Source organism: Paenarthrobacter sp. NPDC090517 (genome assembly GCF_044769165.1).
Lineage (GTDB): Bacteria > Actinomycetota > Actinomycetes > Actinomycetales > Micrococcaceae > Arthrobacter.
Genome location: NZ_JBIVXN010000004.1, coordinates 279,439 through 305,724, shown reverse-complemented (window position 1 = coordinate 305,724; position 26,286 = coordinate 279,439). Strand labels below are relative to the sequence as shown.

At 63.0% G+C, this 26,286-nt stretch carries 25 protein-coding genes; 16 read left to right on the top strand and 9 right to left on the bottom strand.

What is annotated here, in order from left to right; all coding sequences use genetic code 11:
* Nucleotides 1-94 precede the first annotated feature (94 nt).
* The 8 genes from ACIQTW_RS14975 (at nucleotide 95) to ACIQTW_RS14940 (ending at nucleotide 8,363) form a co-directional block, all read left to right on the top strand.
* Entirely contained in the window at nucleotides 95-793 is a 699-nt protein-coding gene (locus ACIQTW_RS14975) for a GntR family transcriptional regulator (RefSeq protein ID WP_402938221.1), read from the top strand.
* 274 nt (nucleotides 794-1,067) lie between these two features.
* Nucleotides 1,068-2,069, top strand: a complete 1,002-nt coding sequence (locus ACIQTW_RS14970; RefSeq protein WP_402938218.1) for a sugar phosphate isomerase/epimerase family protein — start codon at nucleotides 1,068-1,070, stop codon at nucleotides 2,067-2,069.
* Nucleotides 2,070-2,072: 3 nt separating this feature from the next.
* The gene (dhaL, locus tag ACIQTW_RS14965) at nucleotides 2,073-3,827 is read left to right on the top strand and encodes a dihydroxyacetone kinase subunit DhaL (RefSeq protein ID WP_402938215.1); all 1,755 of its coding nucleotides are present in this window, start codon (nucleotides 2,073-2,075) and stop codon (nucleotides 3,825-3,827) included.
* The gene (locus ACIQTW_RS14960; protein ID WP_402938212.1) at nucleotides 3,824-4,306 is read left to right on the top strand and encodes a ribose-5-phosphate isomerase; all 483 of its coding nucleotides are present in this window, start codon (nucleotides 3,824-3,826) and stop codon (nucleotides 4,304-4,306) included. The genes dhaL and ACIQTW_RS14960 overlap by 4 nt, the downstream gene beginning before the upstream one ends.
* A gap of 2 nt (nucleotides 4,307-4,308) precedes the next feature.
* Nucleotides 4,309-5,307, top strand: a complete 999-nt coding sequence (locus ACIQTW_RS14955; protein WP_402938209.1) for a 3-hydroxyacyl-CoA dehydrogenase family protein — start codon at nucleotides 4,309-4,311, stop codon at nucleotides 5,305-5,307.
* Nucleotides 5,308-5,326: 19 nt separating this feature from the next.
* Nucleotides 5,327-6,091 carry an SDR family NAD(P)-dependent oxidoreductase gene (locus ACIQTW_RS14950; protein ID WP_402938206.1) on the top strand — a complete coding sequence of 255 codons (765 nt, stop codon included), beginning with the start codon at nucleotides 5,327-5,329 and terminating at the stop codon, nucleotides 6,089-6,091.
* Nucleotides 6,092-6,239: 148 nt separating this feature from the next.
* A complete protein-coding gene (locus ACIQTW_RS14945) occupies nucleotides 6,240-7,589 on the top strand; it encodes an MFS transporter (RefSeq protein WP_402938203.1) in 1,350 nt (449 codons plus the stop codon).
* 6 nt (nucleotides 7,590-7,595) lie between these two features.
* Complete coding sequence (locus ACIQTW_RS14940; RefSeq protein WP_402938200.1) at nucleotides 7,596-8,363, top strand: triose-phosphate isomerase family protein; 768 nt, start codon at nucleotides 7,596-7,598, stop codon at nucleotides 8,361-8,363.
* 73 nt (nucleotides 8,364-8,436) lie between these two features.
* Here the strand turns inward: ACIQTW_RS14940 and ACIQTW_RS14935 are convergent, their stop codons facing one another.
* The gene (locus ACIQTW_RS14935) at nucleotides 8,437-12,024 is read right to left on the bottom strand and encodes a TM0106 family RecB-like putative nuclease (protein ID WP_402938467.1); all 3,588 of its coding nucleotides are present in this window, start codon (nucleotides 12,022-12,024) and stop codon (nucleotides 8,437-8,439) included.
* A 97-nt stretch (nucleotides 12,025-12,121) separates the two neighbouring features.
* Between ACIQTW_RS14935 and ACIQTW_RS14930 the strand changes: the two genes are divergently transcribed.
* Together ACIQTW_RS14930 and ACIQTW_RS14925 are read left to right on the top strand one after the other, a co-directional pair.
* On the top strand, nucleotides 12,122-12,574 hold the full coding sequence (locus tag ACIQTW_RS14930) for a nucleoside deaminase (protein ID WP_402938199.1): 453 nt from the start codon (nucleotides 12,122-12,124) through the stop codon (nucleotides 12,572-12,574).
* Between the two features lie 132 nt (nucleotides 12,575-12,706).
* Nucleotides 12,707-13,141: a CBS domain-containing protein gene (locus tag ACIQTW_RS14925; RefSeq protein WP_402938196.1), complete on the top strand. Its 435-nt coding sequence runs from the start codon at nucleotides 12,707-12,709 to the stop codon at nucleotides 13,139-13,141.
* A 48-nt stretch (nucleotides 13,142-13,189) separates the two neighbouring features.
* Here the strand turns inward: ACIQTW_RS14925 and ACIQTW_RS14920 are convergent, their stop codons facing one another.
* Entirely contained in the window at nucleotides 13,190-13,486 is a 297-nt protein-coding gene (locus ACIQTW_RS14920; protein WP_402938193.1) for a hypothetical protein, read from the bottom strand.
* A gap of 87 nt (nucleotides 13,487-13,573) precedes the next feature.
* Here ACIQTW_RS14920 and ACIQTW_RS14915 point away from each other — a divergent pair, with 87 nt between their 5' ends.
* The gene (locus ACIQTW_RS14915; protein ID WP_402938191.1) at nucleotides 13,574-16,024 is read left to right on the top strand and encodes a Tex family protein; all 2,451 of its coding nucleotides are present in this window, start codon (nucleotides 13,574-13,576) and stop codon (nucleotides 16,022-16,024) included.
* A gap of 93 nt (nucleotides 16,025-16,117) precedes the next feature.
* Here the strand turns inward: ACIQTW_RS14915 and ACIQTW_RS14910 are convergent, their stop codons facing one another.
* The 3 genes from ACIQTW_RS14910 to ACIQTW_RS14900 form a co-directional block, all read right to left on the bottom strand.
* Nucleotides 16,118-17,152 carry an alpha/beta hydrolase gene (locus ACIQTW_RS14910; protein WP_402938188.1) on the bottom strand — a complete coding sequence of 345 codons (1,035 nt, stop codon included), beginning with the start codon at nucleotides 17,150-17,152 and terminating at the stop codon, nucleotides 16,118-16,120.
* Nucleotides 17,149-17,511 (bottom strand): DUF1622 domain-containing protein, encoded by a 363-nt coding sequence (locus tag ACIQTW_RS14905; RefSeq protein WP_402938185.1) that lies wholly within the window; start codon nucleotides 17,509-17,511, stop codon nucleotides 17,149-17,151. Before ACIQTW_RS14905 ends, ACIQTW_RS14910 begins: the two co-directional genes overlap by 4 nt.
* A gap of 133 nt (nucleotides 17,512-17,644) precedes the next feature.
* On the bottom strand, nucleotides 17,645-18,559 hold the full coding sequence (locus ACIQTW_RS14900) for an MSMEG_6728 family protein (protein WP_402938183.1): 915 nt from the start codon (nucleotides 18,557-18,559) through the stop codon (nucleotides 17,645-17,647).
* Nucleotides 18,560-18,642: 83 nt separating this feature from the next.
* Between ACIQTW_RS14900 and ACIQTW_RS14895 the strand changes: the two genes are divergently transcribed.
* From ACIQTW_RS14895 to ACIQTW_RS14885, 3 genes are all read left to right on the top strand, one after another.
* On the top strand, nucleotides 18,643-19,674 hold the full coding sequence (locus tag ACIQTW_RS14895) for an adenosine deaminase (protein WP_402938180.1): 1,032 nt from the start codon (nucleotides 18,643-18,645) through the stop codon (nucleotides 19,672-19,674).
* A gap of 145 nt (nucleotides 19,675-19,819) precedes the next feature.
* Nucleotides 19,820-20,731 (top strand): glycosidase, encoded by a 912-nt coding sequence (locus tag ACIQTW_RS14890; protein ID WP_402938178.1) that lies wholly within the window; start codon nucleotides 19,820-19,822, stop codon nucleotides 20,729-20,731.
* 89 nt (nucleotides 20,732-20,820) lie between these two features.
* The gene (locus ACIQTW_RS14885; RefSeq protein WP_402938175.1) at nucleotides 20,821-21,105 is read left to right on the top strand and encodes an acylphosphatase; all 285 of its coding nucleotides are present in this window, start codon (nucleotides 20,821-20,823) and stop codon (nucleotides 21,103-21,105) included.
* A gap of 18 nt (nucleotides 21,106-21,123) precedes the next feature.
* On the opposite strand, the gene ACIQTW_RS14880 is transcribed toward ACIQTW_RS14885, so the two are convergent.
* Genes ACIQTW_RS14880 through ACIQTW_RS14865 form a run of 4 tightly spaced genes read right to left on the bottom strand, consistent with a single transcriptional unit; the run spans nucleotide 21,124 to nucleotide 23,539 of the window.
* Nucleotides 21,124-21,516, bottom strand: coding sequence for a type II toxin-antitoxin system VapC family toxin (locus ACIQTW_RS14880; protein ID WP_402938173.1), 393 nt, complete (start codon nucleotides 21,514-21,516; stop codon nucleotides 21,124-21,126).
* Nucleotides 21,517-21,553: 37 nt separating this feature from the next.
* A complete protein-coding gene (locus ACIQTW_RS14875) occupies nucleotides 21,554-21,778 on the bottom strand; it encodes a type II toxin-antitoxin system Phd/YefM family antitoxin (RefSeq protein ID WP_402938170.1) in 225 nt (74 codons plus the stop codon).
* Nucleotides 21,779-21,834: 56 nt separating this feature from the next.
* Nucleotides 21,835-22,728 (bottom strand): ribokinase, encoded by an 894-nt coding sequence (locus ACIQTW_RS14870; RefSeq protein ID WP_402938168.1) that lies wholly within the window; start codon nucleotides 22,726-22,728, stop codon nucleotides 21,835-21,837.
* 37 nt (nucleotides 22,729-22,765) lie between these two features.
* Complete coding sequence (locus tag ACIQTW_RS14865; RefSeq protein ID WP_402938165.1) at nucleotides 22,766-23,539, bottom strand: GntR family transcriptional regulator; 774 nt, start codon at nucleotides 23,537-23,539, stop codon at nucleotides 22,766-22,768.
* 133 nt (nucleotides 23,540-23,672) lie between these two features.
* On the opposite strand from ACIQTW_RS14865, the gene ACIQTW_RS14860 reads away from it, so the two are divergent.
* Both ACIQTW_RS14860 and ACIQTW_RS14855 read left to right on the top strand, forming a co-directional pair.
* Nucleotides 23,673-25,118: an MFS transporter gene (locus tag ACIQTW_RS14860; protein WP_402938162.1), complete on the top strand. Its 1,446-nt coding sequence runs from the start codon at nucleotides 23,673-23,675 to the stop codon at nucleotides 25,116-25,118.
* A gap of 97 nt (nucleotides 25,119-25,215) precedes the next feature.
* Nucleotides 25,216-26,208 carry a nucleoside hydrolase gene (locus ACIQTW_RS14855; protein WP_402938159.1) on the top strand — a complete coding sequence of 331 codons (993 nt, stop codon included), beginning with the start codon at nucleotides 25,216-25,218 and terminating at the stop codon, nucleotides 26,206-26,208.
* Nucleotides 26,209-26,286 lie beyond the last annotated feature (78 nt).

Here is a 26,286-nt window from a genome sequence, read left to right as displayed (position 1 = left end):
AGGTGCGGTCACCCCGCCAGCCGGGTTAGCGGGGGCGGAATGTGACAGAACTGCGTCCCCGGCCATCTCCCGACGTTCCTATAGGATTTGTGGCATGGCTGAACCTTCCCCGACCGTTGCCCGCGCTGGTTTTCCTGTCAGCAGGCAAGTGCTGGCCGACCATGTTTACGAGGCCCTCCTCGAGTGGCTCATGGATGGCCGTCTGGAGCCAGGGGCAGCAGTCAGCATTGACGGGATGGCGAGGGAACTCGACGTTTCGCCGACTCCGGTGCGGGAGGCTTTGGCCCGCTTGGAGCACACCGGCATGGTGCGGCGTGTTGCTTTGAAGGGCTATCGAGTGGCTCCGGTTTTCACGCGAGAGGACTTCGCTGAGCTCATGGAAGCGCGTTTATCCATTGAGCCCGTCAACGCGCGGTTGGCCTGTTCGCGTATGACGTCCGACGGCCTGGACGCATTGAAGCAAGCTGTGGAGGACCTGAAGACTGCTCCGCGGGGCGGGACCTTCGCTGAGTATCGCAGCTATCTTGAAGCAGATGAACGCTTCCATCAGCTCATCGCCGCGCAGGCCAACAACCAATTCCTGCTAGCGGCCTACAACACCTTGGGTGGCCAGATCCAGCGCTTCCGACTGTTTGGGGGAGTGGGTATCACGGACGCTGAACAGGCAATTGCCGAGCACCAGGCAGTGCTCGATGCCATGACCAGCGGCGATCCGGAGAGGGCCGCGGCCATGATGGTGGACCACGTCGAGAAGGTGCGCGGCCGGGCGATGGCAGACGCGCCGGAGGACTAAGCCCGGCGCACCCGTTTGGTGCGGGTGCCACCTGCGCGCCTGTTTCCGCCCGGCGCACCCGTTTGGCGTGGGTGTCGCACCCTTTCGCGCCGAATGCACCAGTGGTTACGGGTGCGATCGGCGGGTAGGGGTGCGCCCGCAGCAGCACTCCCGTGACCCCCTTCACAGTCATATGTAAGACATATAGGATCTAGGAAGTTTCATAAAAGGGTTGACAGCTTCGCTCGGTTCGTAAATCCTATAGGAAACAGGATTCCACGAAAGAGTGATCATCATGGCGTATACAGCCGAGACTTGGCCCATCACCGCGGCCCTCCTGCAGTTCCCCGGCACTGATGCTGCGGGACAGCACGTCAACGACGCCGACGCTTCCGTTTGGGCGTCCGTACTTCAGGAAGTGAAAGAGGCCGGGTTCGCAAACGCAGACCTCACCGACAGCTGGGTCCGCCCAGGCGACCTCAGCAAAGAACGCCTGGTCGAGTTCAAGCAGACCGCCGACGAAGTAGGCATCGGTGTCCCCGTCATCTCCGCCATTCGCCGCAGCGTCATCCACGCCACGGATTGGGCCGACAACCTCGCCTACAGCCACCGCACCATCGACGCCGCTGCAGAGCTTGGCTGCGAAGTAGTCTCCTTCGGACTTCACCAGGCCATCACCCCCGAACAGCAGAAGCAGCTGTGGTTCTGGACCGTCGAGGGCTACAAGGATCCCGAAGGCGACAAGGAAGCATGGGGCAACGCAGTTTCCCGGATCCGTGAGCTCGGGCGGCATGCTGCAGAAGCCGGCATCCTGATCTCGCTGGAAATGTACGAGGACACCTACCTCGGCACCGCTGATTCCTCCGTGCAGCTGGTCCAGGACATTGGTCTGGATAACGTTGGCCTGAATCCGGACCTCGGCAACCTGATCCGCCTGCACCGGCCTATCGAGGACTGGCGCGAAATGGTGGCGAAGACCCTGCCGTACTCCAACTACTGGCACATGAAGAATTACATCCGCGACGAAGACGTGGCCCGCGACAGCTACATCACCATGCCGGCTCCGATGGAAAGCGGGCTCATCAACTACCGCGAGGCTTTCAAGGTGGCGCTGTCCGTCGGCTTCCAGGGCATCCTCTGCACAGAGCACTACGGCGGCGACGGACTCAGCGTCACGGCCAGCAACCAGGACTACCTCCGCAGACATGTCCTGCCGAAGTCCGAGGGCTACGAACTGGGCAAGAGCGAAGTAGCCCAGGGACGCCAGGTACCGGTAACCCAGCTCGCAGGAGTCTAGGAAATGACACAGATTTTCGACAATCCGGCAGACTTTGCCGATGAAGCTCTAGACGGCTTTGTGGCTGCTAACCGCGGCTATGTTGCCCGAGTGGACGGCGGCGTGGTCCGCTCCACGGAGGTCCCCTCCGGCCAGGTGGCCCTGGTAGTCGGCGGCGGCTCGGGACACTACCCGGCTTTCGCCGGACTGGTAGGCCCCGGACTTGCGACGGGATCAGCCTGCGGCAACATGTTCGCCTCACCGGCAGCCGGCCAGGTGTACCGCGTAGCGAAGGCGGCCAACGCCGGTGGAGGAGTCCTTCTCAGCTACGGCAACTACGCGGGCGACGTCCTGCACTTCGGCCAAGCACAGCTCAGGCTCAACGCGGAGGGCATCGAGACCCGAACCGTCACCGTCACCGATGACATTGCCAGTGCGCCGATCGAGCAACTGGAGAAGCGCCGTGGAATCGCCGGCGACCTCACGGTCTTCAAGATTGCCGGTGCCGCCGCAGAAGCGGGACTGAACCTTGACGACGTCGAGCGCTTGGCCATCAGGACCAACTACCGGACGCGGTCGCTGGGTGTGGCCTTTGACGGCTGCACGCTCCCAGGCGCCAAGGATCCGCTGTTCCATGTTCCTTCCGGACAAATGTCGCTGGGCCTCGGAATTCATGGCGAGCCCGGAATTTCGGAGCACCCGATGCCCACTGCCTCCGAACTGGCGGAGCTGCTGGTGACCAAGCTGCTCGCGGACAAACCTGAGGACGCCGGGGAGCGCGTGGTGGCTATCGTCAACGGCCTTGGCACGGTGAAGTATGACGAACTCTTCCTGCTGTTTGGAAAGATCGAGAAGCTTCTCAGCGCTGCGGGCCTTACCGTGGTGGAGCCCGAGTGCGGTGAGCTGGTGACCAGCCTGGATATGTCCGGGCTCTCCCTGACATTGCTGTGGTTGGACGAAGAACTTGAGCAGTACTGGGCTGCACCCGCTGACACTCCGGCGTTCCGCAAGGGCAGCATGTCGCCTCGCGCCCCTCGCGCGGAGGCAGCAATCGACGACGCCGAAACCGCGGACGTTGAACAACCCACCGCGGCCGCCGCTGAACTCGGGCGGCTGGCAGTGGCCATCCTCGCCCAGGTGCGGGACGTCGTCGTCGAGCATGAAGAAGAACTCGGCAAGCTGGATGCGATCGCCGGCGACGGTGACCACGGCATCGGCATGCGGCGCGGAGTGGATGCGGCAGCCGCAGCAAGCGAGGCTGCTGAGGGTTCTTCAGTGGCGCGCATCCTGACGGCAGCCGGGGAAGCCTGGAGCGAACGGGCTGGCGGGACGTCAGGGGCGCTTTGGGGGTCCGCAGTGATCGCCGCCGGGCTGTCGCTGGGTAACCGCGAAACGTACACCTCGGAGGATGCAGCCGCAGCTGTGACGGCCTTCGTCCGCGCGATTACCGAACTCGGCAAGGCCGATCCCGGGGACAAGACAATGGTGGACGCTCTCCTGCCTTTCCGGGACACCTTCCTGACAGAGCTCGACGGCGGGACTCCGGTTGACCGGGCCTTGGCAGTTGCCGCTGCGGCAGCTGAGTCCGCTGCCGCGAAGACTGCAGAACTCCGTCCGCTCAAGGGCCGGGCGCGTCCCCTCGCGGAAAAGAGCATCGGCCACCCTGATCCAGGCGCAGTGTCCTTTGGCTTGATTGCCGCCAGGATTTCCCACTTCATCGATTCACAACTGGCCACCGCGTCTTCAGCGGCAGCAGCAGGAAACGGAGCCCAAGCATGAGCAACACCCAAGGCTGGCGCATCATCGTCGGCAACGATGAGGCCGGTGTCGAGTACAAGCAGGCACTCGTTGCCTTGCTGGAAGCAGACCCGCGCGTGGCCTCGGTGACGGACGTCGGCGTTGGCTTCAATGACTCCACCGCCTACCCGCACGTAGCCGTCGATGCCGCCCGTAAAGTCGCTGTTGGCGATGCAGACCGGGCATTGTTGATCTGCGGTACGGGACTCGGAGTAGCCATCGCGGCCAATAAGGTCCCCGGAATCCGCGCCGTCACAGCGCACGACAGCTACTCCGTTGAACGATCGGTGCTGAGTAACAACGCCCAGGTCCTGACGCTCGGACAGCGGGTGATTGGCCTGGAACTGGCCAAAAAGCTCGTAGGGGAGTGGCTCGATCACCGCTTCGACCAAAACTCATCCTCCGCCGCAAAGGTGGACGCCATCTGCTCCTACGAGCCCGACTACACGAAGGCAGTCTGATCATGACCGAGACAAACACAGCTGTTGCAAGCGAAGGCGCCGCGAACAGCGCAACCCGGAACATCGCCGTCGTAGGCTCGGGCTACATGGGCGGCGGCATCGCCCAGGTGCTGGCGCTCGGTGGCGCCCGCGTTGCCCTTGCCGATGTCTCCGCTGAGGTAGCGCAGAAAAACTTCGACCGCTTGCTGGTGGAGTCGGACCAGTTTGTTGCCGATGGGCTGTTCCCGGCCGGTTCAACCGAAATTCTGAAGCAGAACCTGTGGGCAGCCAAGGACATTGAGGAAGCTGTTGCGAACGCTGACTTCATCGAGGAGTGCGTTCCGGAGATTCTGGAAATCAAGCACCAGTCCTTGGCCCGGATCAGCGCCGCAGCCCGCCCGGATGCTGTGATCGGTTCCAACACGTCCACGATCTCCATCGCTGCCCTCGCCGAGGCCGTCACCCATCCCGAGCGGTTCCTGGGGGTGCACTTCTCCAACCCGTCACCGTTCATTCCCGGCGTCGAGATCATCCCCCACGCTGAAACTTCTGCCGCAACGGTGGCCGTATCCCGTGAGCTGGTCCATGTGGCCGGCAAGCAGACCGCCGTCGTCAAGGACGTCACCGGTTTCGTGCTGAACCGCCTGCAGTACGCGCTGTTCCACGAGGCAGCGCAGCTGGTGGAGCAGGGAATCGCAACGGCGGACGACGTCGACACCCTGGTACGTACGACCTTCGGCTTCCGCTTGCCCTTCTTTGGTCCATTCGCCATCGCGGACATGGCCGGCTTGGACGTCTACAACTTCTGCTACAAGTCGCTGCAGACCGGTTTCCCGGAACGCTTCGCGACGCCGAAGATCCTCTCCGACCTTGTGGAAGCGGGCAAGCTCGGCACCAAGACCGGCGCAGGCTTCCTCAACGTGCCCGCCGAGCGCACTCCGGAACTCATCGCCTACCGCAACAAGGCCTACGTCGCCATGCAGAAGCTCATTGAAGAGCTCGGCCCGGCCCCCATCAACTAACTCTTCTTAGGAGAAAAACATGACTTTCCCCGCTGAACGCACCGCAATCGTCACCGGCGCCGTCTCTGAACGCGGTATTGGCCGCGCTACGGTCAACTACCTGGCTGCCCAAGGCTGGAACATCGGCATCATTGATCTTGATGATGCCGCCTGCAAGATCGCAGCCAAGGAAATCGCCGCAGAGTACGGCGTGCAGGCTCACGGCGTTGGCGCAAATGTGGCCAGCGAAGCTGAGGTCCGTGCGGCCATTGATGAAATTGAGGCCGAACTGCCACAGATCGTTGCCCTGGCCAACGTTGCCGGTGTCAGCTCGCCCGTTGGCTACCTGGAGCTCGAACCCGCTGAGTGGGACCGCGTCCTGAACATCAACCTCAACGGCGTCCACTACGCCACCCGCCGCGTGGCCGAGTCGATGGTCAAGAACCGGATCGGTCGCATCGTGAACATCTCCTCCGTTTCCGCCCAGCGCGGCGGCGGCACGTTCTCCAAGACCCCTTACTCTGTGGCCAAAGCCGGCGTCATTGGTTTGACCCGCGCTACCGCCCGTGAACTTGGCGAGTACGACATCACCGTCAACGCCATCTCTCCTGGCCCCATCGACACCGACATCATGGGCGGAACGCTGAGCCAGGAACGCAAGGATGAGCTCACCAAGGACCTTGTAGTGAACCGTGTGGGTTCCACCCGGGACATTGCCGCCGCCATCGCCTTCCTCATCAGCGAGGACTCCGGATACATCTCCGGCCAGACGCTGAATGTGGATGGCGGACTCTACATGCACTAGGGCCCGTGCCGTGAAGACCTGGACACGAGAACGCAAGATCTACCTTGCCGTGGGCGTCCTCGCCTGCGCAGTGGGCATGGTGCTCATTTTCTTCCCGCGCTGATCGCGCTGCACTAGTCATTTTCCTGTCACTCAAAGAGGAGTTTCAATGTCTGTTGCCACCAATTCCACTAAGGAGTTGCTGGATACGCCGGTCTTGAAGTCGGCGATTTCCAAAGCCTCGCGGCGGCTCATGCCAATGCTCGTCATCCTGTATGTGGTGGCCTTCCTGGACCGCACCAACGTTGGCTTCGCCGAAGCCGCGCTGGAAGTGGATAAGGGTATTACCGCAGGTGCCTACGCGCTGGGCGCCGGTATTTTCTTCATCGGCTACGCCCTGTTCGAGATACCCAGCAACCTGCTGCTCACCAAGTTCGGGGCGAAGGTGTGGCTTGCCCGCATTGCCATTACGTGGGGCATCGTTTCGGCGTGCTTCGCATTCGTCCAGGGTGAGACATCCTTTATCATTCTCCGATTCCTGCTGGGCGTCACCGAGGCCGGACTGTTCCCCGGCGTCATCATGTTCCTGGCGGCGTGGTTCCCCAACAAGGTCCGCGTGAAGATGTTCGCCATCTTCTACCTGGCCCAGCCGTTCTCGCAGATGATGGGTGCACCGCTGTCCGGGTGGCTCATCAACATCGGCGACCAGGTTCCGGGCGTAGCTGGCTGGCAGGTCATGTTCTTCGTAGAAGGCATGCTCGCTGTCGTGGCCGGTATCGCGGCTTACTTCTTCCTCATCAACAGCCCCCAGGACGCCAAGTTCCTCACCAAGGAAGAGAAACAGGCCCTGTCCGACGTCATGGCGCTCGAAGACACTGTGAAGGAAGAAACTGGTCCCCGGGGCGTTCTGGCGTCCATGCGCAACGGCCGGGTTTGGTACTTCACTGTCATCTACTTCTGCCTGCAGGTCGCGGTCTACGGCGTGACGTTCTACCTGCCACAGCAGGTGGCGCAGTTGACCGGGCAGAAGGTGGGTATCGCCGTCGGACTCCTGGCCGCGATCCCGTGGTTCTTCGGCATCTTCGCTTGCTACTTCATCGGCAAAGCTGCAAACACTGTGGAACGCCGACGCCGTTGGGGCACGGCCTTGTTCATCTCCACAGGCCTCTGCATCTTCGGCTCCGCATGGGCAGGCGCGAACCAGATGCCGGCCGTAGGCATCATCTTCATTACCCTCGCGGTGTGCAGCTTCCTGTCCACAGGCCCTATCTGCTGGTCATACCCGACGGCGTTCCTCACCGGAACTGCTGCGGCCGCGGGCATCGGTCTGATCAACTCCCTTGGAAACCTGGGCGGGTTCGTTGCCCCGATCCTGCGTACCACGGTCAACCAGGTCACCGCCTCGGACACTGGAACCATGGGTGTCTACGCGCTGGGTGTGCTGCCGTTCGTGGCGGCCCTCCTGATGTTCGGCACCAAGCGCTTCAGCAACAAAGCCGACGAACTGCTGGGGAAGTAGTCGTCCGTGAAGCTGCCTGCTACTGACGCACTGTTCATCGGTGTGAGCACAAAGATGTACATGGGCTATGCGCAGAGCCTGGAATGGTTGGATCAGTTAGTAGCTGAAGTGGACGCCCGTCCGGCCCTCGCGGCCGGGCGGGTGGTCCCGTTTGTGATCCCGTCGTTTCCGGTGCTGCCCGAAGCGGCGCGGTTGCTTGGCGGCACGCCGCTGGTCCTGGGCGCCCAAAACTGTGGCTGGTCCGATGGTCCGTGGACGGGCGAGGTTTCACCGTCGATGCTGGGGGAACTCGGCGTCGGCCTCGTGGAGATCGGCCATGCGGAACGTCGCCGGCACTTCGCTGAGGATGAGTCGATGATTGCGCTTAAGGTGAGCGCCGCCGTCGAGGCCGGACTGACGCCACTGCTGTGCGTGGGGGAGCCGGAGATCCTGGACCCGGCGGCAGCAGCTGACACGGTTTACCGGCAGATCAAGGCAGCTGTGTCCGGCGACTGGTCCGTTGCCTCTGGGCTGGTCATTGCCTACGAGCCTGTATGGGCGATCGGTGCTCCCGAGCCTGCTTCGGCAGAGTACGTTTCGCAAGTTGTGGCCGCGCTGCGGGATTCACTGTCGCGGCATGGCTTGTCCAGAATGCCCATCATCTACGGGGGTTCGGCCAAACCAGGTCTCCTGCCGCAGTTGAACGGGGTGTCCGGGCTTTTCCTCGGCCGTTTTGCGCACGATGCCACCAACTTCGGCCGGGTGCTGGACGAAGCCCTCGCCCTCCCCAATTAGGTAGCACTTCAGGCCGTTTTGAGCCCTCAAAACGGCCTGAAGTGCTACCCAGTTGGGTAGGGGAGACGGGTGGTCAGGGACGCGCCGGGGCGACTGCCCGCTGGCAGAGGGCCACGAAGCCGCCGAGGTTCTCAAGACCCTCGGGATGCGTCGGCAGGTAGTTGGTCAGTTCTGGTGAACGCACGACGACGGCACGCCACTGACCGCGTGACACTGCCACGTTGATCCGGTTCCGGGATAGCAGGAACTCCATACCCCGCGGGACTTCTCCAGCTGCTGACGCGGCCATGGAAACGATCACCACGGGAGCTTGCTGACCTTGGAACTTATCAACGGTACCCACCCGCACCTTGCCTAGTCCGGCGACCCGGAGATGGTGCTTGATCAGCTGCACTTGGGCGTTGTAGGCGGCGACCACCCGGACGTCGGTCTCTTCGAGGGGACGGGGGTCCGGCGATTCCGAAGGGTCGAGCCAAGTCAGGCCGAGGTGGGCCTGGACCTGCCGAACCACCTCCCCAGCTTCCTCGGGTGAGGACGTTGCGTTACCGGTATGCGGGACGTAGACGCAGGAAATGCCCGGAGCGACACCGTCCAGGTGTCGTTCCTTGGCCGCGGGGGCTGCTTCAAGTCGTTTGTCATAGGAAAGCTCGGAAACTGCCCCGCACAGCTCTGGATGCATACGCCATGAGAGCGCCAAAAAGTAGCCCAGTTCCGGCGGCAACGTGTTGTACCCGTCTGAGAGCCAGCCGAGTGCTGATTCATCAACGGGTTCCGGATGCTTCCCTTGGGTGACCTGTGGAAGCTGCTGCGGGTCGCCTAGAAGCAGAAGCCGTTTTGCAGCCCGGCTGACGGCCATGGTGTTTGCCAACGAGAATTGTCCGGCTTCGTCGATGACCAGGAGATCCAGTGAGCCCGCCGGGACCGAGCTGCCCACCATGGTCCATGCTGTTCCGCCAATCAACGCCCCGCCTGGCTTGGACAACAGTTCTTCCACGTCGCCTTTGGCGCACTGTGTCCATGGCACGGGGTCATCGTGTTTGACTTCCTTCGCCACACGCTGGGGATCTACTTTGGCCTTCTCCACAGCAGCGCAGAGCATGTTCTCCACCACGGCATGCGACTGGGCCACCACGCCCACTTTCCAGCCAGCGGCGACGAGCCGGGCGATGACGTGGGATCCGACATACGTTTTGCCGCTGCCCGGAGGTCCCTGGACGGCCAGGTAGGAATTGTCCAAATCCTCGACCGCTGCTGTGATCGCGTCAACGTAGCCGTCAGCCCCGGCCGCGACGGCTGGAAGAGCTGGAAGTGTACGAAGCTTCGGCGGCTGCCTCCGCACTAGATCCAATGAGCAGTCCCGAGGCCACTGCGGCAGGGCAGCGCTGAGTTTCGTGGCCAAAGCCGCGAGTGCTGCCCGCTGTCCGTTGGTGGCAATGGGCGGATCCGGAGTAAGCGCCATGGGCAGTTGGCTGAACGCCGTAGAGTCCTTGCGAAGGCCTTCGGAGATGGTGACTGTTTCGAAGTCCTCGTCGTCCCCAACCTCGGTGACCAGGGTTCCGTTCCAGCCTGCACGGCCAAACGCGGTGGATTCCTTCCCTTGGAGCGAGTCCGGTAAAGGAGCGCCGTACATGCGGAAGTATTTTTTGGCGGGCTCCAGCCCCGCACCGTCACCGGACCGGCCATAGAGTTTCACGAGCCGCGCAGGGTTGCTCCGAGGTGTCGGTTTTGCCCAGTCCTGCAGCAGTTCGGCGTGGTCGACAACGAAGAGGTCGCGCTCGTCAGGCCACTGGGAGGTTGGCTTTTCCAAACGGTCGAAGTGTCCCCACCAGTGCTGCTTGTCCTCACGACGGTGATACCCGACTCCCGCAGCGACAATACCAATAGCGCGTGACTCGGGAGTGGCCCTCTCGTTCTCGGGCAGTCCTGCGATGTAGTCGAACAGCGCTTTCTCTTCCGGCGCCGCCTCGTACTGATCTGCTTCGGCTGTATCCGGTTCGGTATCTGCCGGGGGCGCTTGGTCGGTTCCGCCCCCTGGCACTATGGAACGTTCCGCAGCACGGGCAAGCAGCCAGTTTCGTAGTTCCAGCGTCGACAGGCAGTCGTATTCGTTGTAGTCCCGGATACCTTCGAGGATCACAGCCGCTTCCTCGGGGTTTCCCGTATCCCTGGCCATGCAGTAGTCCGCGTAGGCAACAACTGAGGCGCCGGCGTCGGTCACGTCACCCGAGCGAAGGTGCTGGCCCATGTAGAGAGGCTCGAGCTTCTTGATGCTGTAAGAGTTCTCCGAGATCCGGATGCTGTGCCGGACGGTGTCGTAGAGGTCCACCAGAACACCCTGGCGCAGGAGGTCGTCGACGGCGGTTTCGCCCACCACATGCGTCAAGGACAGGTTGCGGAGCGCCGTCTTCTCGTAGGCAGCGTAGTGGTAGATGTGCATGCCCGGATACTGTGCTCGCCGCTTGGCCACGTACTCAAGGAAGTCCACAAACGCTTTGCCTTCTTCAGCACGTGAGTGCGCCCAGAAGGGCCTGAACACCGGCTCGGCACCGGGTTCTACAGGGTTCTCGATAACCCCGAACAGGTACTCCAGCCCCCACTTTTCCGTGACGGGGTCCTGCCACAGGGGATCGCCTTCGAAGTCGAAGAAGATGTCGCCCGGATCCGGGGCGGGTAGCCTGCCCAATGTGTGGTCCGCCAGGACGTTGTAACTGATGGCTTTGGCTTCACCGGACTTGGCCGTGTACTTGACTGTGCCATCAGGCGTACCTGTTCCGGTCTGCAGCCGCGCCTGCTCACGGAGCCGCAGCAACGTGGGGTCGCCCGCCTCGGGCATGGCTGCGAGTTCGTCGATGGTGGTGACGCCGGCCTCGATCAGTTTCTTGCGCCGGCTGATCCGCATGCCGGCCACCATGAGGAGATCCCGATGAAGTTGTACTTGCTCAGCGCAGTAATCACACCGGCCACAGGCGGAATAGCGGGAATCACCCCATTCCACGGGCCCGTCCCCTAAGACATGTGCCTCGGTCATGCCAAGGAAGCGTTCCCGGCGTTCCCTAAAGACGGGAAGGACCTGGGCAAGGGGGTGATCGCTGTGGACTCGGTTGCCCAGCACCAGGGTGACAGTGGGATCCGGGGTGATCCCTGCCTGGATGAGTTGATCTCCATAGGCTGCCAGCTGCAGGAGGGCTGTCACCTTGGCGTGCCGTGCGAGCTTGGTGTCGAAGACCGCGTACTGCCTGCCGGGGCGTTTCACCAGGAAGTCGGAGCGGCCATGGAATTGGCCATCGAAGAAGGCAGCCTGAAAGACGACGTCCGCGCCGGAGCGCAGGGCCTCGATGGATTCCGCATGCTTGGCCGAAAGGGTGGCGCGGTCCATCGCTGAGGCGGGAACGACGTCGTAAACGCCTTTTCCTGTGGCCGCGTCCCATGGCCCGAACTCAGTCATGAAATCATCCAGGACCCGGTGCTCGTGGACGTCGCCCAACTTGGCTGTGCGCTCCAACATGGCGTCAGTTGCGAAGTCCGGTTTAGGCGTGCGGCCCAGTTTTTCGTCGAGTTTCCGGAGCAACTGGTACTCGCAGGTGGCGGCGATAACGAGGTCGCTGGCCGAGAACACCAAGTCCTGCGGAGCGCCCGCGATCTGAGGATCGAGAAAGAACACCGCGACCCACCTGCCTTCCATGCCGTGATTAATCCGTTGCAGCCAAGCTATCAGCGGGCCCTGACAATAAAGAGCGCAGCCACTTTAGACTGCACGCATGACTGAAACAGCCCCGACCCCGGATCCCGCTTTCGAAGCCGCCTACCAAGCCGCACAAAAGAGCCTCAGCGAGGGCGGCATCCCTATTGGAGCCGCATTGGCACGCGAAGGGGAAGTCATTGCCAGCGGTCACAACGAACGCGTCCAGCACGGCGACCCGATCGCGCACGGCGAGATGTCCGCGCTAAGGGCCGCCGGGCGCCAGAAGAGCTACCGTGACACCACGCTGTACACCACCTTGGCACCATGCGCGATGTGCACGGGAACCATCATCCAGTTCAAGATCCCCCGAGTGGTGGTGGGTGAGGCTGAAACGTTCCCCGGTGAATTCGACCTCCTGCGTTCACGTGGCGTTGAAGTCGTGGTGCTGGACGACCCCCGGTGTGTGGACATGATGCGCACGTTCCAGCAGGAACACCCCGAATTGTGGGCTGAGGACATCGCCGAGTAGCAGCGGAAAGCGGACTCTACAAAGGGTGCAGAATTCGCCTAGTCACGGATAGCCGCCGAGCGTAGGCTGACATCATCGGCGTCGGTGCCGAGAGGCCCCGCGTCGATGACCCCAATCGATGAAGGAGGACCCATGAGTGCCGTACGTGAATTCATGACAACCAACGCTCAGTGCATCGAAGAGGACAAGACTCTTCAGGAAGCCGCCAGGCTGATGAGGGATATGGACTGCGGTTCACTTCCCATCTGCGGCCACGACGGCAAGCTCACTGGCTTCATCACCGACCGCGACATTGTGGTCAAGTGTTTGGCAGAAGGCAAGGATGCCCGCGAAGTACGCGCCAGCGAACTCGCCACCGGCAAGCCCTTCTGGGTGGACGCCGATGCCAACGTTGACGAGGCCGTCACCATGATGGAAGAACATCAGGTGCGCCGCTTGCCCGTCATCAGCGACCACAAGTTGGTAGGCATCATCAGCCAGGGCGACATCGCGCGCAACCACTATGCGGAACAGCGCCTCGGCGAGATGGTGGAGCACATTTCAGCCAAGGAGCGCATGTCGCACTGACAACCCAGCCACACTGATAGTCCAAGCCAGCCGCCGCGAGGCATCCCTTTAGAGGAACGCCTCGCGGCCCGTTCCTTCACGCAACACGAGCTCGCCATCTTCAATCGAGACGATCAGGCTCTTGGGTTTCCCAGCGAGCTTCTTCGTGGCGCTAAGTTTGCGGCTGCCGACCTCCACACCCACGGTGGCGCCCTTCGCCGGCAGCTCAACCGTTAATTCGTCGGCCATCCCCAACAGCGACTTGGTCGACACGTCCCTTTCAGACACGGCTTCCTTGCCGTTGACGGTCACTGTTACGTCATCGGAATCAAACCCGTCCTGAAGGATGATGAGCAGTTCCTGCATGGGACAACTACAGCACTAACGGCGCCCGTGGGATAGGCCTTCCCAGTACCGCCTTCGGAAACTGTCGGCCATGTGAGGCAAACTGTCATGGTGACTTCAAATCTCCAACTCCAGTCAGCTGACGCCGCCATCCATGCCCTGATCGCCGCAGAACTCGGCGTCAAGGCCTGGCAAGTCAAGGCCGCGGTGGAACTGCTCGACGCCGGATCCACCGTCCCCTTCATCGCCCGCTACCGTAAGGAAGTCACCGGGACGCTCGATGACACCCAGCTGCGCGATCTCGAGGAACGCCTCAGATATCTGCGTGAGCTGGAAGAACGACGAAAGTCCGTACTGGAAGCGATCGCCGCCCAAGGCAAGCTGACCCCGGAACTGGAAGCCGCCGTCGTCGGGGCCGATACCAAAGCGCGCCTCGAGGACATTTACCTCCCGTTCAAATCCAAGCGCCGCACCAAGGCGCAGATCGCACGCGAAGCCGGGCTCGAGCCGCTGGCCGATGTCCTGCTCGCCAACCCGCACCTGGACCCCGCCACCGAGGCCGTCAAGTACTTAAACGCCGAGCACTCCATCGACGACGCCGCCACGGCGCTCGCAGGAGCCCGCGCAATCCTTGTGGAGCGCGTTGGGCAGGATGCTGATCTGGCGGAGGACCTCCGTGAACGCCTCTGGAAGCAAGGCCGCATGGTGTCGCGCGTCAAGAAAGGCATGGAGGCTGAAGGCCAGAAATTCAAGGACTACTTCGAATTCACGCAGGTGCCTTCCGGCATGCCGTCGCATCGTGTTCTTGCCCTGCTGCGGGGCGAGAAGGACGGCGTCCTTGAGTTGGACCTCGCCGAAGCAGACCCAGCCGACGACGACGCCCTGGCCGCCGCCCGCAGCCGCTATGAGAATGCTGTGGCCAAGTGCCTTGGGGTTGCCAATCAGGGGCGGCCTGCGGATGCCTGGCTGACACAAACCGCGCAGCTGGCTTGGCGGGGACGCATCCTGGATCGGCTGACTACGGACCTTCGCGGACGCATGTTCGCCGACGCAGAAGATGAAGCTGTTCGAGTGTTCGCAGCGAACCTGCGCGATGTCCTGCTTGCCGCACCTGCCGGCAACCGGGCAACGCTTGGCCTCGATCCCGGACTCCGGACCGGCGTGAAAGTGGCTGTCGTGGACGGTACCGGCAAGGTTGTCACCACCGACACCATCTACCCGCACGCACCCGCGAAAAGGTGGGACGAGGCACTGGCCACGCTCGGACGGCTCGCCAAGCAGTACAACGTGGAGCTGGTGGCGATCGGCAACGGAACGGCTTCCCGCGAAACAGACAAGCTGGCCACTGAACTGATCAAATCCCTCGAAGCTTCAGGCTCCAAGGGGATCCAGAAACTGGTGGTTTCCGAGGCCGGGGCATCGGTGTACTCAGCGTCTGCCCTCGCGGCTTCCGAACTCCCGGGCATGGACGTTTCGCTTCGGGGTGCTGTTTCCATCGCCCGGCGGCTTCAGGACCCCTTGGCCGAATTGGTCAAGATCGAACCCAAGTCAATCGGCGTGGGGCAGTACCAGCACGATGTCACCGCTGCCAAGCTCGACCGCTCGCTGGATGCCGTGGTGGAGGACTGCGTGAACGCCGTGGGCGTGGACGTGAACACGGCATCGCCCGCGCTGCTTAGCCGCGTGGCCGGCGTCGGGCCGCTGTTGAGCGAGAACATCGTGGCCTACCGGAACGAGAATGGGCCGTTCGCGAAGCGCAGCGACCTCAAGAAGGTGCCCCGGCTGGGTGCCAAGGCGTTCGAGCAGTGCGCGGGCTTCCTCCGGATCACCGGGGGAGCGGAGCCATTGGATGCCTCCAGCGTGCACCCGGAAGCATATTCGGTGGCTCGGAAGATCCTCGTAGCGGCCGGTGGCGGTCCTGCCACAGCGTTGGATCCGCAGGCATTCGTCGATGGCACGTTTGGCCTGCCAACGGTCAAGGACATCATGTCCGAGCTGGAGAAGCCCGGCAGGGACCCACGCCCCGCGTTCAAGGCGGCATCCTTCTCTGAAGGCATCGAGAAGATCTCCGACCTCAAGCCCGGCATGATCCTGGAAGGTACTGTCACCAACGTGGCAGCTTTCGGCGCCTTCGTGGACGTCGGAGTGCATCAGGACGGGCTGGTCCACGTCTCGGCACTTTCCAACAAGTTCGTCTCGGATCCACGGGAGATCGTGAAGTCCGGCCAGGTGGTACGGGTCAAGGTGTTGGAGGCCGATCCCGAGCGCAAGCGCATTTCACTGACCTTGAGGCTCGACGACGAACCGGGCACCGCTGGTGGGCGCACCTCGGGTGGACGTGCTTCAGGCGGCGAACGTGCTGGTGGTCAGCGCGGCGGAGTTCAGCGCGGCGGCCAGCCCGGGCAGCGTTCGGGCCAGCAGAGCCAGGGTGCTCCGCGTCAGGGCCAAGGTGATCGACGTCAGGGCGGCGCGCGCCAAGGCAAGCCCCAGCAGGCGCAAGCCGCTCCCGCCAACACAGCCATGGCTGAGGCGCTGCGAAGGGCCGGACTGGGTAAGTAAGCCTCTCCGCTCACGCGTCCCGCTCTTGTTTGTGTGCCGCCCCCTTCTACGGTGAGTTGGACGAACAAGGGCCGGATTCCTGAGCCGGATGCCTCACAAACCCGCGGTCCTGGCCTCCCACGCCTCTGCGTTTGAAGCTTGCAGAGCCATCGGTAGCCAGCGCCCGATGCGTTCGAACGCCTGGCGCCTGACGGGTTCCGGCGAGAGGAAGATGTCGTGGAACGCGTTCGGCAGCCGGCTCACAGTGACGGTGTCCGCCAGGGATAACGCGCGGTGGGCCACGGCATCGACGTTGAGTGCCACGTCAGCGGTGAGTGCGTCGGCGGACCACTTTGGTTGGAGATAGCTCTTGTCCGAGAGCAACACGAGGACGGGAACCTCTATGCGCAAACCTGCCGCCACGGTTGCCTGGCCACGGAACACGGCGTCGAGGAAGGCCGGAGTGATAGGGAATCCGCGGTCAGGGCGCCACTCGAGGTTGTACTCCCATTCGCCGTCGAGAGTGGCTGATACGGCTCGCGTGTAGATGCCCGGATCTACTGGTGGCAGCGGCGTCAAGGGATGAAGACGGGCGTGGAGTCCCACGAGGGGCGCGATCGCCCGCCTGCCGAGTTCGGTTGCCTGGAATTCCAACCAAGGGCTGTTGAGGATCACGGCCGATGCGATGCCGGGATGGCGGGCGGCCCACAGGCTAAGGGTCAGCCCACCGGTGGAGTGACCCAACAGGATGAGCGGCCGGTCAACGCCCGGAACACCGGTGCGGCCCATGGCTGACAGTGCTGCGTCAATGTCGGCGTCGTATTCGGTGAGGTTGGTGACAAAGCCCGGCACCATGCCCGGGCTCAGGCTGCGGCCGTAATTATGCAGGTCCAGGGCGTGAAAGCGGGCGCCGGCCCGATGCCAGAACTCGGCTACGTGCTTTTGGAAGAAGTAGTCGGACCAGCCATGGACGTAGAGAACGTCGGCGTCGATTCCAGCGTCGTCCGGACTTTCGCCGCCGGAGACCGGGAGCCACTCCGGAGCGACCCCAAGGTACCGCACCAAGGTGGCGGTGGCGCCGCCGTCGAGCTTTAGCGTTTGTTGCTCGAATCCCTCCCCGAGAATATCCGGGGTCCATGGCTGCGTCATGCCTCTTTTTCCTTCTGCCACGGCCAACGGCCCGTAATTTCCAGCTCGAGGGAGAAGCTGAGGAAGGTGCGGATCAGCACGATGATGGCCAGGACGCCGACACTTTCGAACGTCGGGGTTACGGCGACAGTCCTGATGATGTCGGCGGCCACCAGGAGTTCGAGGCCCAGCAGGATGGACCTGCCCAGCAGTTGCCGATATGAGCGGTAGGGAGAAAAAGGAGCGAGGGCCCTGGCACGTTTCGGTTGATACCCGCGCAGGGCCAGAGGAACCGAAACAAGGGCCCCGATCACCATGACTGCCACCCCCGCGAAGTCCATGTACCGGCCGACTTCTTCGATGACGTGCTGGAAATCCATGGCCCTCCTGCCTAGGTGCGTGCCTCCACCGTCTCACACAGCTATCGCCGCACGCAGCAAACAACGACGGCGGCAGCCGGGTTCCCTTGAAGAGAACCTGGCTGCCGCCGTCGGGCGTTGGTGAAAGGTGCCGCTACAGCGCCGGCGCCGGGACCGGGAAGAACACCCGGGGATCCTGAAGCAGTGCGGGGTAGTCGAAGTCGGTGCGCTTGATCACGTTGGTGACCTCGAAGTTGCGCGCGAACCGGCCGTCAACGGTGATGGGCCGGCCCTGGATCAGGCCAACAGCGAAGATTTGGCCACCGTCGAAGGGCACGGCCAGCTCGGTCTTGCCGGGCAGGGTGTTGAACGCCTGCTCCTGGTCCTGACGCTTGCGCGTGGGCTTCTTCTCTTGCTGCTTCACGGGCCGCTTCTTCGGGCCCTTAACCTGACGGCGGGACTTCTCCTCCGCGTACACGAACTGGTACTCGTCCGGGTCTGACGGGGCGGCGGCGCGGGCCTTGCCGTGCGGCGGCATGGCGACGGTGGTGAGTTGCTCCGGACGGAGGTCCTCCACATTGGCGCGCAGGATCAACAGGCGATCCTCTTCCGGGTCCTCCGGGTGGAACTCGTGCTTGGGTTCCGGCCACACGTACTCGAGCTTCTCCTCGGTGCCGGGGAAGATTTGGGAGTAGTGCTTGGGATCCTTGGAAATCAGCTTGGAGCGGTGGCTGAGGTGCAGGTCCTCGTGTCCGAGCCACGGCGGCATGATGATCCTGGAGGCGTAATCCGGGTGGGCCGCCTGCGGCGCGAACTCCGTGATGTTGGTGCGGGTGTTATCCGGGTGGCCGCGCGCAATCCACTCGTCGGCCATGGCCAGGCCGTACATGGTGAGCGCGGGGACGTGGCCCATCCACATGCGTACGGCGGGGTGGGACTGCCAACCGTACTCCGGGATCACCAACGCGCGGAGAACCTGGAGGGCTTCGACGCGCTGTTTGCCGAGCCTTGAAGTGTCGAGCGCCGCGGCACTCTCACGGAAATCGGCGAAGGGGAGGAAAGTCTGCATCCTTTCAGTTTGAGGGTGCCGGGCGTGAGAACCAAGTTGAGTGCTCCGGGACACGTGCCGGGGTTGGGGCCTAGAGTTGTCGGGTGGAAACTTTTGGCGAGAAAACTACGACCACGGCGCCTCCGGTTGCCGAACTGCACCTGCACATCGAAGGGACTCTCCAGCCAGAGCTGATCTTTGCCCTGGCCGAACGAAACGGCATCGAACTGCCGTACGAAGACATTGAGGAACTCCGGGAAAAGTACGAGTTCACTGACCTCCAGTCTTTCCTGGACCTCTACTACGCCAACATGGCCGTCCTGCAGACCGAGCAGGACTTCACTGACATGACGCGCGCCTACCTGAAGCGGGCTGCGGCCGGGGGAGTGCGCCACGCGGAAATCATGATGGACCCCCAGGCCCACACCTCCCGGGGCGTACCCCTGGAAACCTGCGTCAATGGTGTGGCCAACGCACTGGCCACCTCCGAGGAAGATTTTGGTGTCTCCACTCTCCTCATCGCTGCGTTCCTGCGCGACATGTCCGAGGATTCGGCGCTTGAGGTGCTGGACCAGCTCCTGGCGATGCACGCTCCGATCGCCGGCATCGGCTTGGACTCCGCAGAGGTGGGCAATCCGCCGTCGAAATTCGAGCGCCTGTATCAGCGCGCCGGGGAGGCCGGCCTGCGGAGGATCGCGCACGCGGGCGAAGAAGGACCTGCTTCCTACATCACCGAAGCGCTGGACGTGCTTCACGTGGAGCGAATAGATCATGGCATCCGCTGCATGGAAGACACGGACGTAGTGCAAAGACTCGTGGCTGAACAGGTTCCCTTGACCGTCTGTCCTCTCTCCAATGTCCGGCTCCGCGCGGTGGATAAGCTGGCTGACCATCCCTTGCCGGAGATGTTGGCGATTGGCCTGAACGTTTGTGTGAATTCGGACGACCCCGCGTACTTTGGCGGTTACGTGGACGACAACTTCGAGCAACTGGCCAAGGTCCTGGAGTTCTCCGTTCCGGAGCAGGCCACCCTGGCGGCCAACTCCATCCGGTCCTCCTTCGCCAGCGACACCCGCAAAGCGGTGCTGTTGGACGAGGTCACCGAGTGGGTCAAGGCATCCGTAACGCCCGCTTAAAGCACGCCAGCCGAGACCCGTGGATCACTTGCGGCGTCTGTGATGTCACACTCAGTCACGACACACGGTGTTTACCTTCTGCAGTCGCGGGAATTAACAATTCATTGGCAAACTTTGAGGGAGTATCCACCGTTGAAGGAGAAGCATGGGCGCGAATACCGCCGAGAACACCAACCTTCGTCTGAAGGCCGTACTGGACATCCTCGCTGAGAGCGTATGGTCCGGGGCAACGTTGAACGCCGGCGAGGTGCTGGCCGAAGCGATCGTCCGAGTACCTTTCAATGACCATGAGGCTGAACTTCTCAGTGGCGGCATTCCTCGCGGCCACAAGACCCTGACGTCGGCCTCGGCCAAGCTGGTCAAGGCTGGCTGGCTGGTCAAGGGCCGCTCGGGTTGGACCATTCCGGAGGACGGCTTGCGTGCGACAGTGGCCTTCCCGGACGCGGAAGCATTTGGAGCAGCACTCGACGCCGGAACTCCGGTACCAGCCGACGTCGCCGTTCCGACAGCCCCGCCCGCGAAGCCCCAAGCCAAGAAGACGGCTGCAACCAAGCGGGCCGCTGCGAAGAAGGCCACCGCTCCCACAGTCGCGGCCACTGATGTAGCTGAGCCGAAGGTTGCTGCGGCCAAGGTCTCCGCGCCGAGGGCAAAAGCTACAACAGCCAAGGCTTCCTCCGCGGCGGCTGCCCCCGCCGCGAAGAAGTCCGCGCGCAAGGCGCCGGCGAAGGCAGCAGCAGCCTCCGCCGTCGAGACCCTTCCGCAGCCTGACGCCGTAGCGATCGCCGGGGACTTCAACAAGATCCTTGGAGCACCCGAAGATTGGGCGCCGCAGTACGACGAAGCCCAGATGGAGTTCAACCCGCTGGTCCAGGTGTGGACGCTGACGGCTGAATTGCCCGCCGGCTTTTACACCTACAAGATCGCGCTGAACCGCTCGTGGGACGAGAACTACGGTGCGTTTGGCGCCCGCGATGGTGCGAACCACGAGTTGAACCACGACGGCGGCCCCGTCACCATCACGTATAGCCACGCAACCCGGGACATCGTGGTCGGCTAGTTTTGCCACCGGACCCTGCCCTTGTTCGGCCCACGTCGCCTTGTACGGTGAGTGGGACGGACGAGGGCAGGTCTCGTTAAGGTGGTTCCATGACTGATGAAACCCTTCGCCTCACAGCCCGAATCACCGGAGTGGTCCAAGGGGTCGGGTTCCGTTATTGGACTGCCCGTAAAGCTGACGAGCTCATGCTGAAGGGAACGGTCCGCAACTATCACGACGGCTCGGTGCTGTTGGTCGCTGAGGGGGAAGCATCCGAGGTCAGTCAGCTCACCTCTTGGCTCCACTCCACGCAAGCACCAGGGCGGGTAGAGAATGTTGACTTTGAGGTTTCCGAAGCAACCGGAGAGTTCAACGACTTCCGTATTTTGGGCTAGGTCCTTGCTAGGTCCTTGCTAGGTCCCGGGCGACACCGTGGTGAGCCCTGATTCGGTAGCGGCGAGGAGTATCTCGTGATCGTAGGCGACCAGCCTGTCGGTCTGCAGTCGAATGGCTGTTTCCAAGTGAATAGCATCCGCGCTTCTCAACTGTCCCGGGACTGCCGCTGCGTACATGAGGTCTGAGCGGGTTACGTCAACCAAGTTGATTCCGGCCAAAACGGAATTGACGACGTCGAACGCCATGTTCCTCCGACGGGCCACACAGTGCAGTTCCGTGTAGAGCAGCATGGAAGCCACGAGATGCGCTCCTGAGCCTGCCATCTCCACCAAGTAGGCAGCAGCGGCGGCTGACTCCTGTTCGCTAACCACCAACTTCATGACCGCAGAAGTGTCAACGTAAACGATCACCTGTCGCCGCGCAGATCGGCCAGGATGTCGGCTGTAGTCATGTCGCTGCTGACGCGGGGCAAGATTGTGAAGTCCACTGGTGTCTCGCTTGCCGGCCGGACGCTGCCTGCTTGGAGTAGACGCTCAAAGGGTGAAGCCGAGGTGGAATGAGGGTTGCCGCCACCTCGCCGTTGTTGGTGACGTCGATGACTTCCCCATTTTTGACGCGTTCCAGAATCTTACTGCTCTGATTACGCAGTTCCCGGTGCGGAATAGTTGTCATGATCAGCCTCCGTAGCAATCGGAGCACGGCCCGGGCTGGAGGGGTCGTCTGCTGTCTCAGGCAGGCTGAATGGCAGCGCGCGATGCCTCAATGTAGTGCTCCAGCGGCTTCAGCGCAGGCTGGGAGGAGCTATCCCTGACAGCGTCGGCGCCAACGGCGTTGGCTGCACCGAGGGCGTGCGCGTACTCAAGTCCGGACTGGAGCGCCAGGACCAGCGCTGCACAGAATGCATCCCCGGCACCGATGGTGTTGGCAATATCAGTGACTCGCACTGCCGGAGCTTCAGCCGCCCTTTCGCCGTCGACGAAGATCGCCGAACCGTCGCCGCCGTAGGTTACAGCAACCAGGGGAGCGTCGCGGAGGGCCGGAATCAGTTCATATTCCGTCTCGTTCACGATCACCAGGTCACAGCGCTCCAGCAGCTCGGGAATGAGCGGTGCTGCCGGCGCAGCGTTCAGGACAAAGAAGCCCTTGGCCCGGCGCGCGGCTTCCAGCACAACTTCCTGGTCCACTTCGAGTTGGCAGAGGACGGCCTCGTCGTCAGCGAACGTAGCACCTTCCAGGCTCACCGAAGCGTTGGCGCCGGGGCAGACCACAATCTGGTTTTCACCCTCACTGTCTACCAGCACCAGCGCCGTTCCTGTGGCTGCATCTGCCCGGGAAACGTCTTGGACGTCGACGCCGGCGGCCGCCATGGCGCTGAGAAGGCTGGCGCCGGCGTCGTCCTGGCCTACAGCCCCCACCATGCGGGAGTGTCCGGCGAGCCGGGCCGCAGCAACAGCCTGGTTGGCGCCCTTCCCGCCGGGTTGCTGGCGGAGAACGCCTCCGCCCACGGTTTCGCCGGGCGAGGGGAGGCGGTTGGCTGTCGCCGTGATGTCGAGGTTGATGCTGCCCACGACCGTAAGTGCGGGGGCCAATTTAGGCGTAGGGGACTGCAGGGGCGTGCTCATGGAAGAACCCTTTCGGGAAATTAGCGGAGGGGAGGATTCAGGAGGACTGGATGACGGAGAGGTGCCCGGCCTTGGCGGCCACCAGGCACTTGGCGAGATAGAACGGAGAACCGTTCCTTCGCACGTATTGGGTGAGGACCAGTACGGGATCGGAGGGGCGGAGGCCCAGCAACTTGGCACGGCTGGGGCCGGCGGTGCTGAGGCTGATCTGGCATTCGCCGGGGCCAAGGGTCGCGCCGGGCAGCCCGCTGAGGACTTCCAGGAGCGTTGATGCGGAAAGCGTGGGAGCTTCTGCAGCTTCGGCCAGCGCTTCGGCTTCGGGGATTCCTTGGGCGACGTTCTCCTGGAGGTGCGCCAGGGGCTCACCGTTCCGGATGAGCACGCTTTCCCAGAACCACACGTCCTCGTCAGGCTGGACACCGATGCCTGGCGCCACGAATTCCGACGCCGGTTGCGTGATCGCAGCTACCCGTTTGACCTGGATGTCCTGCTCGGATCCGCCAAGAAGCTGATCGAACGGTCGAATGTGTTCAATGCCGATGCGGGGGAGCGAATCGGCAACAAACCGGCCAACTCCGCGTCGTGCCCGGGTGAGGCCATCTTCTTCCAGCAGCATCAGCGCTTCCCGGATCACGGTACGGCTGACGTCCATCATGCTGCCCAGCTCGGTCTCCGTGGGGAGCAAGGAACCCGGCGGCAGGATTTTGGTCCGGATCGCTTCGGCGATGCGGGAGTAGGCCGCGACGCGCAACGGCTGCCCGGGTTGGGCGGCGATGGGTCGTGACAGGAACTGGACGGCGTTGTCGGTCAAGGGTGCCTCACTTGAGATGGGTTACGGATACTGTACCGGATGACTGTGATAGGTTGCACAAGCTCGTAATACATGCTTGTATAACAACTCACATCTCGTGGCGCCCCTGCGCCCTCGGACAAAGGAGTTTGATGTGAACATCCCTAATACCGCGGTCGACCCGCAGGCCCCATCAGTGGTGACATCACCAACTGAAGCAGCCGCAGACGAAGGCCGTTTCCACGGCAAGGCGGCCGCGCTGCTGATCACCACGCTGGTTCTGGCGGTGCTGGCATTCCAGCTCAACGCCAGCATGATCACCCCGGCGCTGCCACACATCGGCTCCTTCTTCGGCGAAACGCCCGAAGCCGTGGCCCAAGTACAGTCGATGTTCTTCCTCGCCGGCGCCATCGCCGGACCCGTGATCGGCCGCTGGAGCGATTTCATCGGACGCCGTAATGCACTCCTCCTGGTGCTGGCCATCATGGGCGCGGGAACCGTGTTGTGTATCTTCGCCCCCACCCTGCCGTTGCTGGTCACCGGCCGCTTCATGCAGGGTGTTTCCAGTGCCATCTTTGCGCTTTCCTACATCGTCCTGAACGAGTACCTGCCCGCCCGACTCTTCGGAACATCCATCGGCATCATCGCTGCCATCAACGGTGGGGTTGGCGGCGTGGATGGCTACTTCGGCGGACTCATGGCTGAGACCCTTGGCTTCCAGTCGATCTTTGTCGCCGTCCTGGTACTGGCCGCGATCGCCGTCGTGTGTGTCATCAAAGTTGTCCCGGGCGGTAAATCCGCCGTTGCTCCAGGCCGGATGGACTGGTGGGGCGCGGGTTCGCTGTCCGTGTTCCTGGTGTTCATCACCTACTTCGTGTCCACAGGCTCGTCGGCGGGCTGGACCTCACCGGCAGCCCTTGGCCTGCTTGCCGGCAGCATCGCGTCCTTCACGGCCTTCTGGCTCATCGAGAAGAAGCGCGAAACCCCTCTTGTGGCCGTTCACCACCTTCGTTCACGCCAGGTGTGGCCCGTCATCGCCACTACCGTGCTGACGCTCGCGGGCATTTTCGCTATCATCAACTTCACTGTTGTGTTGCTGAGCCAGGACAAGGAAAACGGCTTCGGATTGTCCGCTTCTGTCGCTGCCTTGCTGTTCCTCACACCCGCAGCACTTATTGGTGTCTTCGCGGCTCCGCTCGCCGGGTGGATCGCCGACCGACGCGGCTGGATCAAGACCGTCCGCGTCGGCACGGCAACCAGCCTCGCCTGCGCAATCATCGCGGCGCTATTCGCCCACAACCAGGTAGCGGTGCTCATCGCCATCGCCGCTCTGGGCATCTTCTACAACGGCTTCTTCCTCACCGCCATCAACGGCCTGTCCGTGCTGCTCTCGCCCAAGGAAGCGCCGGCTGCACTGCCGGGCATCAACGGTGCCTCCTTCGGCATCGGGGCGAGCCTCGGCGTCGTGGTCGTTGCACCGTTCGCAGGCCAGGGCACCGCAGCCGGATACTCGGCGGCCCTCTGGATTTCGGTGTCCATCACGGCGCTTGCCTTCATCGTCAGCCTGTTCATTGCGGCCCCCAAGGGCGAAAAGATCTAACGCACGACGCCGGCACCCGGCTGCGCGCGCAACTCACCGCAGCTTCAGCCCACTCCGCACAACAAGCAGTCCGCTTCACCTGAAACGAGAGAACAAAATGACCCAGCCCGCCCCCTTCTTCCTCGACTGCGATACCGGCATCGACGACGCCCTCGCCCTGGCTTACCTCCTGGCCTCCCCGCGGGCCGACCTCGTGGGCATTGGCACCGTAAGCGGCAACGTCAGTGCGGCCGGCGGGGCCCGGAATACCCTGGACCTGCTGAACTTGGCTGGCCACCCCGACATTCCCGTGGCTATCGGCGCGCATGACCCGCAGGTTGGCACTTTTCACGGCGGCGCTCCGCACGTCCATGGTGACAACGGCATCGGCGGGGTAGATCTGGTCCCGTCGGACCGTGAGCCCGTCAAAGCCACGGCCGCGGAGCTGCTGGTCCAGTTGGCGCATCAGTATGAGGGGGAGCTTCGCCTTGTGGCCATCGGCCCGTTGACCAACATCGCCGAAGCGCTGCGTCTGGAACCGAAACTGCCCGAGCTGATTGCCGAGGTCACCATCATGGGTGGTGCAGCACTGGCCCCGGGAAACATCACGCCTGTTGCCGAGGCCAACATCGCCAACGATCCCGAGGCTGCCGCCGAAGTCCTGGCCGCCGACTGGAACGTGACGCTGGTGCCGTTGGATGTCACCATGACCAACGTCCTGGAGGAAAACCACCGCCAGGAACTGCTCGCCACAGAACACCCGGTTTCGCAGGCACTGGGCGAAATGCTTGGGTACTACTTCGGCTTCTACATCGACATCTTCGGTCGGGCTTGCTCGGCCATGCACGATCCCCTTGCCGCGGCCATCGCTGTCAGGGGGGTGGAACTCGCACTGGCACCGACCGTCCGGGTCCAGGTGGATACCACCGACGGACCTGGCCGCGGCCAGACGGTCTGCGATCTCCGTGGCCTGTACGCGGGATTCCCGGAGCAGCGCGGTTCGCGTTGCCGCGTGGTGATGGAGATTGGTGAGGATTTCGCGCCGCACCTGCTGGGTACCATGCAGGCGGCCTGGCTTACTGAGGCACAAGCGGTGGCACCGGTCGCCTGACTGGCGGAAGACTGAGGTATCGGCGACGACGGGGGCCCAAGCGGCCCGCCGTCGTCGTCCTCTTTTAAGCCGTAGTCC

Coding starts and splice junctions, on each gene's coding strand:
- ACIQTW_RS14885 (WP_402938175.1), top strand. CDS start 20,821: ATGACTGATGAAACCCTTCGCCTCACAGCCCGAATCACCGGAGTGGTC.
- ACIQTW_RS14975 (WP_402938221.1), top strand. CDS start 95: ATGGCTGAACCTTCCCCGACCGTTGCCCGCGCTGGTTTTCCTGTCAGC.
- ACIQTW_RS14855 (WP_402938159.1), top strand. CDS start 25,216: ATGACCCAGCCCGCCCCCTTCTTCCTCGACTGCGATACCGGCATCGAC.
- ACIQTW_RS14945 (WP_402938203.1), top strand. CDS start 6,240: ATGTCTGTTGCCACCAATTCCACTAAGGAGTTGCTGGATACGCCGGTC.
- ACIQTW_RS14970 (WP_402938218.1), top strand. CDS start 1,068: ATGGCGTATACAGCCGAGACTTGGCCCATCACCGCGGCCCTCCTGCAG.
- ACIQTW_RS14920 (WP_402938193.1), bottom strand. CDS start 13,486: ATGCAGGAACTGCTCATCATCCTTCAGGACGGGTTTGATTCCGATGAC.
- ACIQTW_RS14905 (WP_402938185.1), bottom strand. CDS start 17,511: ATGGATTTCCAGCACGTCATCGAAGAAGTCGGCCGGTACATGGACTTC.
- ACIQTW_RS14910 (WP_402938188.1), bottom strand. CDS start 17,152: ATGACGCAGCCATGGACCCCGGATATTCTCGGGGAGGGATTCGAGCAA.
- ACIQTW_RS14950 (WP_402938206.1), top strand. CDS start 5,327: ATGACTTTCCCCGCTGAACGCACCGCAATCGTCACCGGCGCCGTCTCT.
- ACIQTW_RS14870 (WP_402938168.1), bottom strand. CDS start 22,728: ATGAGCACGCCCCTGCAGTCCCCTACGCCTAAATTGGCCCCCGCACTT.
- ACIQTW_RS14915 (WP_402938191.1), top strand. CDS start 13,574: ATGGTGACTTCAAATCTCCAACTCCAGTCAGCTGACGCCGCCATCCAT.
- ACIQTW_RS14890 (WP_402938178.1), top strand. CDS start 19,820: ATGGGCGCGAATACCGCCGAGAACACCAACCTTCGTCTGAAGGCCGTA.
- ACIQTW_RS14925 (WP_402938196.1), top strand. CDS start 12,707: ATGAGTGCCGTACGTGAATTCATGACAACCAACGCTCAGTGCATCGAA.
- ACIQTW_RS14955 (WP_402938209.1), top strand. CDS start 4,309: ATGACCGAGACAAACACAGCTGTTGCAAGCGAAGGCGCCGCGAACAGC.
- ACIQTW_RS14900 (WP_402938183.1), bottom strand. CDS start 18,559: ATGCAGACTTTCCTCCCCTTCGCCGATTTCCGTGAGAGTGCCGCGGCG.
- ACIQTW_RS14875 (WP_402938170.1), bottom strand. CDS start 21,778: ATGACAACTATTCCGCACCGGGAACTGCGTAATCAGAGCAGTAAGATT.
- dhaL (WP_402938215.1), top strand. CDS start 2,073: ATGACACAGATTTTCGACAATCCGGCAGACTTTGCCGATGAAGCTCTA.
- ACIQTW_RS14930 (WP_402938199.1), top strand. CDS start 12,122: ATGACTGAAACAGCCCCGACCCCGGATCCCGCTTTCGAAGCCGCCTAC.
- ACIQTW_RS14960 (WP_402938212.1), top strand. CDS start 3,824: ATGAGCAACACCCAAGGCTGGCGCATCATCGTCGGCAACGATGAGGCC.